The organism is Rhizobium zaerense (genome assembly GCF_051810725.1).
GTDB lineage: Bacteria > Pseudomonadota > Alphaproteobacteria > Rhizobiales > Rhizobiaceae > Rhizobium > Rhizobium leguminosarum_I.
Window position 1 is genome coordinate 4,660,437 of record NZ_CM132690.1, and the last position, 12,729, is coordinate 4,673,165.

Below are 12,729 nucleotides of genomic sequence, written 5' to 3' on the forward strand. Positions count from 1 at the left end.
TAACGGGATGACCGGCTGAATTTGCCGGCGGAGATCATGAGCACGTCAAGACATCGCAGGTGGCGCAGGAAGATCGGACCCGTTTCGCGCTGGCTTCCGGCCTTCGCCCGCCTGTCGACGGTAATCCTGCTGATCGCGCTCGCGCTTTTCGTGGCGCTCAGGGTTGCCGCGCCCTATCTCATTTCGACCGGCTTCGTGCGCTCCGGCATAGAGGACGCGCTGTCGAAATGGACGGGCTACCATGCAGAGATCAAGGGTAGTCCGGTTCTCGAATTCTGGCCGACACCGCGCATTACACTGAACCAGATCACCATCCGCCAGCCGCGTGAAAATGGCGATAAGCTGCTCGGCAGCATTGAAAGCCTGTCGGCCGATTTCAGCCTCATCGATGCGTTGCGAGGCCGGACGAGCTTCCACGAATTCCATTTGGTACGCCCCAATCTGGCGCTGACACGCGACGAGAAAGGCCTGATCGACTGGAGTTATGCCGGACTGCTTGCACGCGCGATCAGTGGCGTAGGCTACGAAAACGGCGCAGAGGTGCTCAATCCTGATCTCGATGCCGAGATCGGCGCAGTGACCGTCGAGGACGGCACGCTTGTGGTCACCGACATCAAGACCGCCAAGGCCTATCATTTCGGCAGCGTCACCGCAGATATCGCCTGGCCGAGACTTTCCGGCGCGATCTCGGCGGTCGTCATCGCCCGTATCAACGGCGAGGATCTGAAGGTCGATTTCGCCTCGCGCCAGCCGCTGCTCGCCTTTGCCGGCAGGAATGCCGAGACACGGACGTCGCTGACATCAAACCTTTTGACCGCGCACTTTCAGGGGATTGCCAGCATCGCCAGCCTTTCGGCCCTTTCCGGCAATATCACCGCCAGCATTCCCGATGTGCCGGCGCTGCTGACATGGTCGGGCAAGTCGATCCCCGGTATCGCAACGCTGAAGAGCGCTTCGGTGGAATCCGACATCATGTCGTCGGGCAATGGGCTGCGCTTTAACAATCTCAGTCTCTCGCTGAACGAAGCGAGTGCCACCGGGGTGATGGACCTTTTTACTCAACCCGGCAAACGACCGAAAATCGGCGGCACGCTCGCCTTCGACCAGATGAACCTCAAGCCCTTCCTCGATGCCTTCGCGCTGAGGCTCGCCGCCGGCGAGGCAGAGGAAATCTCCGCCGGCATAGGTGGGCCGCTGCAGGCGCTCGATGTCGACGTCAGGCTTTCGGCGCGGCGCGCCCAGATGGGGCTCTTCGAGCTTTCCGACGTTGGCGCCAGCATGATCGTTGCCGGCGGCGAGGCCAAATTCGATATTGGCGACAGCCAGTTCGAGGGCGGCGAGATGACCGCGCATCTGGAAGCGACCCAGCGCGACTTCGACGGCGGCGGCAAGCTGCAGCTGTCGATTCGCAATGCCGACTTCGCAGCCCTTGCCGAGCGCCTCGCGCTGAAGGGTCCGCTGCCGCTTGCAACAGGATCGCTCGATCTCGACCTGCAGTCGCCAAAGGCGATCTGGACGACCGGCCTTGCCGACGTCACCGGCAAGCTGCACTTCTGGACGGGCGAAGGCACAATTCCCGGCATCGATGCCGCAGCACTCCGGACGCAGGCGGCCGAAAAGCCGTTCTTTCCGCTGAGCGCGGCAGCAGGCGGCGCCTTCGTCTTCAACCAGCTGAACCTTCAGGCCGATTTCGCCAACGGCACCGCCGAGATGCACGACGCCCATATCGCCGGTGCCACGCAGACGCTGACGCTTTCCGGCGTCATCACCTATCAGTCGAACGGGCTGGCGCTTTCCGGATCGCTGGAGGCAACCGATCCGGCGAAGGCCGCGGAGCTGCCGCTTCTGCCGTTCTTCATCGGCGGTTCATGGCCGAACCCGGTGATCTCGCCGGTGCCGCTGTTCGGCAATACACCTCACGCGCAATAGAGCATTTCCGTTTTTCTTCGAATCACGGAAGTGCTCTATCCCTTTGTTTTCACGCAAAACCGCCGCGCACTTTTGATCAGGCGCCGGCAGCAGCGGCGCGTTCGTCCCTCTGGCGCTGCGTTTCGCGGCGCTTGGTGATGATCGAGGCGCAGATGACGCCGACTGCGACGATGCCGATCAGGATCGTGCACACCGCGTTGATCTCAGGCGTCACGCCGAGGCGGACCTGGCTATAAATCCTCATCGGCAGCGTGGTGGCGCCAGGCCCCGACGTGAAGCTCGCAATCACCAGATCGTCGAGCGACAGGGTGAAGGCCAGGATCCAGCCGGAGGCGACGGCGGGCGCGATGATCGGCAGGGTGATCTCGAAAAAGGTGCGCACCGGCGGGGCGCCGAGATCCTGGGCCGCCTCCTCGATCGAATGATCGAAGCTCAACAGGCGTGACTGCACGACGACGGCGACAAAACACATGGTCAGCGTCGTATGCGCAAGCGTGATCGTCCAGAAGCCGCGGTCGAGGCCGATCGCCACGAAGAGCAGCAGCAGCGACAGGCCGGTGATGACCTCGGGCATGACGAGGGGCGCATAGACCATGCCCGAAAACAGCATGCGGCCGCGAAAGCGGGTGTAGCGCACCAATGTCAGCGCCGCCATCGTGCCGAGGATGGTTGCCAACGTTGCCGACAACAGCCCGACGCGCAGCGTTACCCAGGCAGCGTCGAGCAGGGCTTGATTGCTCATCAACGAGACATACCATTTCGTCGAGAAGCCGCCCCAAACGGTCACGAGCTTGGATTCGTTGAAGGAGAAAATCACCAGAAGCACGATCGGCAGATAGAGGAAGGCGAAGCCGAGGGTGACGGAGAGGATGTTGAAGCGGGTCCATTTCAGCATGGCTTATTTCCCCCGCTCTTCGGCTTTGGCCTGGACATTCTGGAAAAAGACGATCGGAATGACCAGGATCAGCAACAGGATGGTCGCCACTGCCGAGGAGACCGGCCAGTCGCGGTTGGAATTGAACTCGTTCCACAGCGTCTTGCCGATCATCAGCGTCTGCGACCCGCCGAGCAGGTCGGGGATGACGAATTCGCCGACGGCCGGGATGAAGACCAGCATGCAGCCGGCCACCACGCCGGGGATCGACAGCGGGAAGGTGACGCGCCAGAAGGCGGTGATCGGCGGGCAGCCGAGATCCTGCGCGGCCTCGATCAGCGTGCCGTCCATCTTCTCGAGCGCCGAATAAAGCGGCAGCACCATGAAGGGCAGATAGGAATAGACGATGCCGATATAGACGGCGGTATTGGTGTTGAGGATGATCAGCGGCGTGTCGATGAGGTGCAGCGACAGCAGCAACTGGTTGAACAGTCCCTCTGGCTTCAGGATGGCGATCCAGGCGTAGACGCGGATCAGAAAGCTCGTCCAGAAGGGCAGGATCACCAGCATCACCAGCGTCGGGCGCAGGCCACGCGGCGCCTGCGCCATGCCGTAGGCGATCGGATAGGCGATCAGCAGCGTCAGGAAGGTGGAGATCGCGGCGATCACCACGCTCGACACATAGGCGTTGAAATAGAGCGGGTCGTCGGTGAGGTAGGTGTAATTGTCGAAGGAGAGTTCACCGAGCTTGCTTAATAGGCCAGCCCAGCCGTCGGCAAAAGAGAAGACGGGCTCATAGGGCGGCATGGCGATCGCCGTCGCCGACATCGAAATGCGGAAGACGATGAAGAAGGGCGCCAGAAAGAAGAGCAGCAGCCAAGCATAAGGGATGACGATGACGAGGCGATTGTAGAGGCCGGATGTAAACTTGCCCATGATGTCAATCCTTCAGCAGAACGCCGGCATTTTCGTCGAAGGAGACCCAGACGTCCTGATCGTAGGTGAAGGGGTCGTCGACCAAGCGCTGCGCGTTGAGGGAGGAGGCCTTGACGACCTTGCCGCTCTGCAATTTCACATGGAAGACGGTCATGTCGCCGAGATAGGCGATATCCCAGAGTTCGCCCCTGGCAGCGTTGACCGAAGCGTTGGCGGGGGGCGTGCGCCCGACCCGCATCTTTTCCGGCCGGATGGCAAAGCCGACGGCACCGCCTGCGGAGGGTGTCTCGGAAGCGGCGACGCGCACGCTGAAGCCGCTATCGACTGATATCTCGACGGTGCCGTTGCCCGATGAGGCAACCTTGCCATCGAAGATGTTCACATCGCCGATGAAATCCGCGACGAAACGGCAATTCGGCGCCTCGTAGATCTCCGCCGGCGTCGCCACCTGCACGACCTTGCCGTGGCTCATGACGGCAATACGGTCGGCCATGGTCATCGCCTCTTCCTGATCGTGGGTCACGACGACGAAGGTGAGGCCGAGATCTGCTGCAGGTCCATCAGCTCGAACTGGGTTTCCTCGCGCAGCTTCTTGTCGAGTGCGCCGAGCGGTTCGTCGAGCAACAGCACCTTCGGGCGCTTGGCGAGAGATCGGGCCAGCGCCACGCGCTGGCGCTGGCCGCCGGAAAGCTGGTTCGGCTTGCGGGATGCAAATCGCTCCAGCTTGACGAGCTTCAGCATCTGCAAGACGCGGTCAGTCATCTCGTCCTTCGCCATGCCGTCCTGTCTCAGGCCGAAGGCAATGTTCTTCTCGACCGTCATGTGCGGGAAAAGCGCATAGGACTGGAACATCATGTTGACGGGGCGCCGATAGGGCGGCGTGCCGGCCATGTCGGTGCCGTCGAGCACGACTTCGCCCGAGGTCGGCTGCTCGAAGCCGGCGAGCATGCGCAGAAGCGTCGACTTGCCGCAGCCGGAAGCGCCGAGCAGCGCGAAGAACTCACGGTGATAAATATCGAGCGACAGGTTATCGACGGCAGTGAAATTGCCGAAATTCTTGGTGACGTTCTTGATTGATATGAAGGGCTTGGCGGTCGGATCGGTCCAAGGTGCGAAAGAGCGGCGAATATTGCCTAGAGACTTCATATTGTTCCCCGAAAATGCATTCTTTGCTTTTGTTATTGGCTTTTATTCCCGGTTTCACCCGGCCGGGATCGTCAAAAAAAGGCCCGGACGTTTCCGTCCGGGCCACTATCAGATCATTGGCCGGTGACGACGGTGGTCCATAGCCGCGTCACGATCCGCTGGGTCTTCGGATCGAGCGGCGGAACGGTGAAGAGTTTCGCCATCACCTCGGGCGTCGGGTAGATCGCCGTATCGTCGAGGACCTCCTTGTCGAGGAACTGCTGCGACGCCTTGTTGCCGTTGGCGTAGAAGACGAAGTTCGAGGCCTTGGCGATCACTTCCGGCTTCATCATGTAGTTGATGAATTCATGGGCTTCGGCGACATGCGGCGCATCCTTCGGAATGCCAAAGACGTCGAAGAAGATCTGGGCGCCCTGCGACGGCACCGAATAGTCGACCTTTACCCCGGCATTGGCTTCCGCGGCACGGTCGCGGGCCTGGAACATGTCACCGGAATAACCGAGCGCGATGCAGATATCGCCGTTCGCCAGCGCGCTGATATATTCGGAAGAGTGGAACTTGCGGACGAAGGGACGAACAGCCGTGAGGACTTCCTGCGCCTTCTTGAGATCGGCGGGATCGGTGCTGTTCGGATTGAGCCCGAGATAGGCGAGCACCGAGGGCACGACATCAGTCGGGGAATCCAGCATGTAGATGCCGCAATCCTTGAGCTTTGCTGCTTTCGCCGGATCGAACAACGCGTCCCAATTCGGCTTTTCGTCGGTGCCGAGGGCGGCCTTGACCTTGTCGACATTGTAGCCGATGCCGGTCGTGCCCCACATGTAGTCGACGCTGTATTCGTTGCCGGGGTCGAAGGACGCCACGCCCTTCATGATGACGTCCCACATATTGACCAGGTTCGGCAACTTCGACTTGTCGAGCTTTTGGTAGACGCCGGCGGCGATCTGGCGCTGCATGAAGGATACCGTGGGGACGACAACGTCATAGCCCGAACCGCCGGCCAGGAGCTTGGTTTCCAGCGTCTCGTTGGAATCGAAGGTGTCGTAGACGACCTTGATCCCGGTTTCCTTGGTGAAATCCTCGAGGATGGAACTGTCGATATAATCCGACCAGTTGTAGACGTTGACCACACGCTCCTGCGCAAAGGCCGGCACGGCAGCAAGGAGCGCGGTAACGGCGGCGGCCGTCACGCTTAGGATGGTTGACCTCATGACTTCTCCTGTTTGTTCAAAGATTCCGCACCCTCGGAGATCTTTTCCCTCTGGTTTTCGACGCAGACTAAGAAGGAATTTCTAAGCCCACAAGCGCAAAATCCTGCGCCCTCAATGATTTCACAATCACTGGAAGTCGAAGGCGCTGAGCCCGGCGACCATCTCGTCGAGCCCGAGCGGTCTCGTCACCGGCGGCTCGGCCCGGGAAAGGCAGCCGCGCCGCTCGCAAAGGCGACAGGCCGGACCGATCGCGACCGGATCGAGCGCCGTCGCCTGCCCGTAGACCACCCCCTCGCCAAGGGCAGCGTCGCAGCCGATCAGGATCGCGGTGCGCCTGATCCTTTCGCCGAATTCGACGCTCGGCCCTTCCAGGGTTCGGGAAACCGTCAGGAAGGATGCGCCGTCAGGCATGACCACCGTTTCGGCGAGGATCTGGCCCGGCTGCAGGAAGGCGGCATGGAGATTGAGCTTCGGACAGCCGCCGCCGAAACGGGCGTGCGGAAAGCCCTGGGCGCCTGCCCTGCGCAACCGGTGGCCCGCAGCATCGATCTCGATCAGGAAGAAGGGGATGGCGGCTGCGCCCGGGCGTTGCAGCATGGCAAGACGCGCAGCCGCCTGGCCGAAGGAGACGCCGAAGCGCGCACGCAGAATATCGATATCGTAGCGCGTTGCTTTGGCCGCCGAGAGAAAGGCTTCATAGGGCATTGCGAGCGCTAAGGCCGCGATGCGGGCAAGCTCGAAGCGGGCGATGCGGCGCGCCTCGGCGGAGGAGAGCGAGAGATCGTCGAGCTCGGCATCGATTGCCGGCAACAGGGCCAGAGTCGCGGCCTCGACCGCAATCTCGTGCGCACGGTCGGCCTGCGACAGGCGCTCCGAGATGAAAAGCCGCATCGAATGGCGATCGAAACGGCGGCGCAGATCCGGCATCACATGAACGGGCAAGACGCGCACCGCGATGCCGCGCTCCGAGCGCAGCCAATCCTTCAGTCCGGCAGCAAGATCGAGGCCGCCAGGGAGCGTTGCGGCAAAAGCTTCCGCCGCCGTCTCGATCTGTCCGAAATAGCCGGACCTGCGCTCCAGCGTCTCGCGTACCTCGTCCAGGGGCAAGCGGCCGGCGGCGATCGGCGCATGCCCTTCGGCGGCCATCAGCGCCGTCAGGTCGGACAGCCTTGCCGCCTGCTCGCGATAGGCGCGGTAGAGTTTGATCATGCCGCTCGCGGCATTGGGTGCTGCCTCGGCCACCTCCACCAGTTCCTGATCTCCCGGCAACTCGCCCGACAGCAGCGGATCGGCAAAGATCTCCTTGAGCTGGTCGAGACTGCCGCCGGTCTGCCCCCGCAACTCCTCCAGATCGACCCTGTAGACGCTTGCAAGCTTGAGAAGGAGCTGCACCGTCAACGGCCGCTGGTTGCGCTCGATCAGGTTCAGGTAGGACGGCGATATTTCAAGCGCCTCGGCCATGGCGGTCTGCGTCAGCGCCAGCGCATTGCGGATGCGCCTGACTTTCGGGCCTGCGAATATCTTTCGTTCCGCCATGTCACACCCTTTGACAGGCAGGGAGCGCTGTATTTACAAAACTTTACAAATTCACAGCGCCGCTCTGTCAATCTTCGTCATCTTAACCTCTTTCCGAGCAGGAAATCAAAGGTTTTCCTGGTCATATCGGTGCAGATTGTCAATCTTGTCATGCAGCACCTTTGTCAGGCTTTTTAGTGAGGAGAGCAGCATGACGGATTTCTACAAGCTTGTTCCAAATGCATCAGCAGGCCGCTTCGATGGCATCGAGAGACCGTATTCGGCCGCGGACGTGCAGCGGCTCAGAGGCTCGGTGGCGCTCCGCCATACACTGGCCGAAATGGGCGCGGACCGGTTGTGGCGGCTCATTCACCAGGAGGATTTCGTCAATGCGCTCGGCGCGCTTTCCGGCAACCAGGCCATGCAGATGGTGCGCGCCGGACTGAAGGCGATCTATCTCTCTGGCTGGCAGGTGGCGGCCGACGCCAATACGGCGTCGGCGATGTATCCCGACCAGTCGCTCTATCCGGCCAATGCCGGTCCGGAACTGGCCAAACGCATCAACCGCACGCTGCAGCGCGCAGATCAGATCGAGACCGCGGAAGCCCAGGGACTTTCCGTCGAGACCTGGTTCGCACCGATCGTTGCCGATGCGGAAGCAGGCTTCGGCGGACCGCTCAACGCCTTCGAGATCATGAAGGCCTATATTGAGGCGGGCGCTGCGGGCGTCCACTTCGAGGACCAACTCGCTTCGGAGAAGAAATGCGGCCATCTTGGCGGCAAAGTGCTGATCCCGACGGCCGCCCATATCCGCAATCTCGATGCCGCGCGGCTTGCCGCCGACGTCATGGGCGTTGCGACGCTCGTCATCGCCCGCACCGACGCGGAAGCGGCAAAGCTTTTGACGTCGGACATCGACGAGCGCGACCAGCCCTTCGTCGACTATGATGCCGGCCGTACGGTCGAAGGTTTCTATCAGGTGCGAAGCGGCATCGAGCCCTGCATCGCGCGCGCCGTCGCCTATGCGCCTCATTGCGATCTCATCTGGTGCGAGACCTCGAAGCCGGACCTCGATCAGGCGCGGCGCTTTGCAGAAGGCGTACACAAGGTCCATCCCGGCAAGCTGCTCGCCTATAATTGCTCGCCTTCCTTCAACTGGAAGAAGAACCTCGACGAAGCGACGATTGCGCGGTTCCAGCGCGAACTCGGCGCAATGGGCTACAAGTTCCAGTTCATCACGCTCGCCGGCTTCCATCAGCTGAACTACGGCATGTACGAACTGGCGCGTGGCTACCGGCAGCGGCAGATGTCGGCCTATTCCGAGCTGCAGCAGGCGGAATTCGCCGCCGAGGTCAATGGCTATACCGCGACCAAACATCAGCGCGAGGTCGGCACAGGCTATTTCGACGCCGTGTCGCTCGCCATCACCGGCGGCCGGTCTTCGACCACGGCGATGCACGGTTCGACCGAACATGCGCAGTTCAAACCGGCTGCGGAATAACTCGAAGAGGAGGAGAAGATCATGGCATCAATTACACGCGTCAGGGAACGGGCCGAGGAACAGGCAAGCAGCATGAGCGAGGATCAGCAGACGACGATCCGCATGCTCGCCAACGACCTGCATCGGCTGAACCAATCGGTCATGAAAGCCGTCGAGGCCGGTGTCTCGGTCGAACTGGTGCGCTCGGCCCGTCATCATGGCGGCGACGGCCACTGGGGCGACCTGCTGATTCCCGTCGTCGTCACCAACCGGCATTGACGAAAAGGCGACCGTTGGCGGGCCGGTGAAGTCGGCCCGCTTCTTCAATCGCCGCGCGACCTATCGGGTGCGCGGCGATTTACGTCTCGATTTGATGCATGTTGTGGCGCCAAAGCCGCTGCACAGTTCTGGGCGACACGCTTCAGCCGCGACTCGGTCGTTTTCCGGCGAAGAGATCGGCATAACTTTTGATGAGCTTGGTCATGCGGTCGGCGACTGTGCGGATCTCCGGGCGGTGGCGGTCCTCGGCATTCATGACGATCCATTGCCGGTGGCGCAGTTCCGGCAACTCGCCGCCCTGCCGCTGCAATTCGGGTTGGAGATCGCCGACGAAACAGGGAAGCACGGTCTTGCCGGCGCCGGCGCGCACCAGATCCGGCAGCGAACGCGGCCGGTTGACGGTGGCGACGATTGCCGTCCCGGCATGGGCGTGCGGCCAGCGCAGATAGGCCGATATCGCCTCGTCCTCGGCGACTGCAATCCAGCGCTCGTCGGTCTCGGCGGCGTTGCGCCTGATATAGACGGCGTAGGCCACCTCCCCGAGCTGACGTGCGGCGAGATTTGCCTCCTCGGGCTCGAAGGCGCGAATACCGATATCGCTCTCGCGATAGGCAAGGCTTGCCCGCGCCTCGCCGATGGTCAGCGAAATGGCAAAGGCATCGCCCGGCATGCGGATTGCGGCGAAATTCTCGGTCAGCAGCCAGGCGAGCCAGGTGCCGGCGGCGACCCTGACGGTGGTGCCGCCCTCACCGGATTGCCGCCACGCCGCCACCTTGCGGGCGGCGGCCTCCATCTCCTGCAGGTGATCGAGCAGCGCCTGGCCATCCTGGGTCAGACGGTATCCGGTCTGGCTGCGCGAAAACAAGGCGCGGCCGATCTCCTGCTCGAGATCGAGCATGCGCCGGCCGACGGTCGCCGGGCTGAGCCCGCTTGCGGTGCTTGCCCCCGTCAAACCGCCGAGCCGGGCGACCTGCAGGAAAAGCTGATAGGAATCCCAACTCGCATTTTTCATGGATGAAAAACATAGCGGGATTTTCCCCGTTTATAAAGAGAAATTCGATGCCTAAATCAGGTGATGTCTGACATAGGAAAGGACATTGTCATGATCGACATGCTCACCATCGCAGTCACCATCGGCTATCGGCACTATCCCCAACGAAGCGGTGGCAAGGCGGAAGAGGACCGATTTTATGCCGAATTCGGAAACAATAGCCTTATTGACTTTGCCGCACGGCTGACGTCGCTCGACCTCAACCTCGGAAGGCGCCGCAGGGCCACTGCGCAATCCCGCAGCCGCTGCGGCTGCGCAGTTCAGGCGACTCTTCTTGCTCCGAGATGAGCCGGTGTCGATTCTGCGACGATGCGGAACCGCTCGATCAGCGCCATCAGCGTATCGGCTTCGCCGGCAAGCAGGCGGCTTGCCTGGGTCGTCTCGGCAACCATCGATGCGTTCTTCTGGGTCATCTGGTCCATGGCGTTCACGGAACCGTTGACCTCCTGGAGCGCGGCCGACTGATCACGGCTGGCGGTGGCGATGGTCTCGACATGGACGCTGATCGCGATGATCTCCTGGCTGATCGAGGCAAGGACGCTGCCGGTCTTCTGGACCAGTTCGGAACCTGCCGTCACCTCCCGGCTCGATGTCTCGATCAGCGACTTGATCTCGCGCGCCGCATCGGCCGAACGCTGGGCGAGTTCGCGGACCTCCTGGGCGACGACGGCAAAACCCTTGCCCGCCTCGCCGGCCCGCGCCGCCTCGATGCCGGCATTCAGCGCCAGAAGATTGGTCTGGAAGGCGATGTCGTCGATCACCTCGATGATCTGCTCGATGCGCTGCGAGGCCTGCTCGATGCGATCCATGGCGGCGACGGCATCGCCGACGACGGCGCCGGAACTGTCGGCCGTTTTCTTGGTCGTAGCCACGACATTGTTGGCTTCACGGGCACGCTCGGCGGAGGAACGAACCGTCACGGTGATCTCTTCCACCGCGGCCGCGGTCTCCTCGAGGTTGGCCGCCTGCGCCTCGGTGCGTTTCGAAAGCTCGCCGGCAGAGGCGGAGACGGCGCCGCTGTTGCGCTGGATCGTCGAGGCACTGTCGCGGATACCGGACAGCGTGTCCTGGAGCCGCAAGAGAGAAGCGTTGAAATCGACGCGCAGCTGCTCAAGCCGGCCGACGAAGGGCGTGCCGATCGTTTGCGAGACGTCGCCCTGCGACAGGCGCCCGAGACCGGCGGCAAGCTGGTTGACGGCAAAGTCGATCTGGCCGTCGAGCGAACGCTTGTCGGCGTCGTTCCTGGCGCGTTCGGCATCGCTCAAGGCGCGCTGTTCGCCAGCCTGCGTTTCCAGACCGCGCCTTGCGCGGGCGCCATCGCGGAAAAGCGCCAGAGCACGGCCGATATCGCCGAACTCGTTCTTCTTTTCGATACAGGGAATCGCTCCTTCGAGATCGCCCGCGGAAATCGAGTGGACCCTCGCGGTCAGCGCCTGCAAAGGCTTCACCGACAGGCGGATCGCATAGAAGGCGAGAACACCGACGATGAGCATGACGATGAAGCCAACGCCGAGAACCAGCATCTGCAGCTCATTCACGCGCTGGTAATAGAGCTCCATCGGAATGCCGATGAAGAGAATGCCGACATTGGCGTTCGACGCATTCTTGATGGGGAAATAACCAGTCATGAACTTGCGGCCGAAAAGCTCCGCCGGACCGTAGTAGGCCTCGCCCCTGGCGAGAACCGGCTGGGCCGGATGATCGGCGACCAGCTTGGTGCCGACGGCGCGGTCGCCGTTTTCCTTCTTGACGTTTGTGGAGATGCGGACGTAGTCGCTGCCCTGCTTCTGGAAGATGGTCGCAACGCCGGCGATCGATTGCGCAGTGCGATCGACCAGGGAATGGTCGGGAAGGGCCGGGATGGCGTCTTCCGTGACAGTCGAAAGCTGATTGTCCTTCAATTCGATCTTTGCAACCTGATCGGCAGCACCGTAGAGGACGGCCATGGCGCGAGTGGCATCCCGGGCGTCGGAGACAGCCCCGTCCATGACCTGACGGCTCAGATTGTAGTAGGTCACGCCGACGATGGCGGCCGTGCTGATGGCCAGCAGAAACAGCGTGATCGCAACGATCTGGCGTACGATCGACGTAGAGAAAAGGCGTAGCATCGAGCCCCCCGGGGAGATAGACCAAGGTTAAATTAGATTAAAAGCATTAAGGAAGATTCTCCGTAAATCTTGGCTGTCGGAGATATTCATCGCCTCGTTTGCGAGCGTTTCCCGATGATCCCGGCGTGATAGGCTGCGTCATTCGACCTATTCTTCCATCGTTCAAACCCTCTTAATCGAGGTACTATTTTGATCGAGGT

The 12,729-nt window shown here is 61.8% G+C and carries 10 protein-coding genes and 1 pseudogene; 4 read left to right on the top strand and 7 right to left on the bottom strand.

Annotated elements, in window-relative coordinates:
- Positions 1–36 precede the first annotated feature (36 nt).
- Positions 37–1,929, top strand: a complete 1,893-nt coding sequence (locus tag ACS4RR_RS23035) for an AsmA family protein (RefSeq protein WP_456189455.1) — start codon at positions 37–39, stop codon at positions 1,927–1,929.
- Between the two features lie 76 nt (positions 1,930–2,005).
- Here ACS4RR_RS23035 and ACS4RR_RS23040 read toward each other — a convergent pair whose 3' ends face one another.
- The 5 genes and pseudogenes from ACS4RR_RS23040 to ACS4RR_RS23060 all read right to left on the bottom strand — a co-directional run bounded on the left by ACS4RR_RS23040 (position 2,006) and on the right by ACS4RR_RS23060 (position 7,632).
- Positions 2,006–2,824 carry an ABC transporter permease gene (locus tag ACS4RR_RS23040; protein WP_017967096.1) on the bottom strand — a complete coding sequence of 273 codons (819 nt, stop codon included), beginning with the start codon at positions 2,822–2,824 and terminating at the stop codon, positions 2,006–2,008.
- Positions 2,825–2,827: 3 nt separating this feature from the next.
- The gene (locus ACS4RR_RS23045; RefSeq protein WP_017967095.1) at positions 2,828–3,739 is read right to left on the bottom strand and encodes an ABC transporter permease subunit; all 912 of its coding nucleotides are present in this window, start codon (positions 3,737–3,739) and stop codon (positions 2,828–2,830) included.
- A 4-nt stretch (positions 3,740–3,743) separates the two neighbouring features.
- Positions 3,744–4,885, bottom strand: a pseudogene (locus ACS4RR_RS23050) (ABC transporter ATP-binding protein).
- A 113-nt stretch (positions 4,886–4,998) separates the two neighbouring features.
- A complete protein-coding gene (locus tag ACS4RR_RS23055) occupies positions 4,999–6,096 on the bottom strand; it encodes a polyamine ABC transporter substrate-binding protein (protein WP_017967093.1) in 1,098 nt (365 codons plus the stop codon).
- A 126-nt stretch (positions 6,097–6,222) separates the two neighbouring features.
- Positions 6,223–7,632, bottom strand: coding sequence for a helix-turn-helix domain-containing protein (locus tag ACS4RR_RS23060; protein ID WP_017967092.1), 1,410 nt, complete (start codon positions 7,630–7,632; stop codon positions 6,223–6,225).
- 190 nt (positions 7,633–7,822) lie between these two features.
- Between ACS4RR_RS23060 and aceA the strand changes: the two genes are divergently transcribed.
- Both aceA and ACS4RR_RS23070 read left to right on the top strand, forming a co-directional pair.
- Complete coding sequence (gene aceA, locus ACS4RR_RS23065; protein WP_456189456.1) at positions 7,823–9,112, top strand: isocitrate lyase; 1,290 nt, start codon at positions 7,823–7,825, stop codon at positions 9,110–9,112.
- Positions 9,113–9,133: 21 nt separating this feature from the next.
- Positions 9,134–9,370 carry an SMc00767 family acetate metabolism repressor gene (locus ACS4RR_RS23070; RefSeq protein ID WP_003545603.1) on the top strand — a complete coding sequence of 79 codons (237 nt, stop codon included), beginning with the start codon at positions 9,134–9,136 and terminating at the stop codon, positions 9,368–9,370.
- Positions 9,371–9,512: 142 nt separating this feature from the next.
- On the opposite strand, the gene ACS4RR_RS23075 is transcribed toward ACS4RR_RS23070, so the two are convergent.
- Positions 9,513–10,382 (bottom strand): LysR family transcriptional regulator, encoded by an 870-nt coding sequence (locus ACS4RR_RS23075; protein ID WP_162117798.1) that lies wholly within the window; start codon positions 10,380–10,382, stop codon positions 9,513–9,515.
- Between the two features lie 90 nt (positions 10,383–10,472).
- On the opposite strand from ACS4RR_RS23075, the gene ACS4RR_RS23080 reads away from it, so the two are divergent.
- Positions 10,473–10,709: a hypothetical protein gene (locus tag ACS4RR_RS23080; RefSeq protein WP_260110104.1), complete on the top strand. Its 237-nt coding sequence runs from the start codon at positions 10,473–10,475 to the stop codon at positions 10,707–10,709.
- On the opposite strand, the gene ACS4RR_RS23085 is transcribed toward ACS4RR_RS23080, so the two are convergent.
- Positions 10,682–12,529, bottom strand: coding sequence for a methyl-accepting chemotaxis protein (locus tag ACS4RR_RS23085; RefSeq protein WP_456189457.1), 1,848 nt, complete (start codon positions 12,527–12,529; stop codon positions 10,682–10,684). The two genes, ACS4RR_RS23080 and ACS4RR_RS23085, sit on opposite strands and share 28 nt — an antisense overlap.
- Between the last annotated feature and the right edge of the window lie 200 nt (positions 12,530–12,729).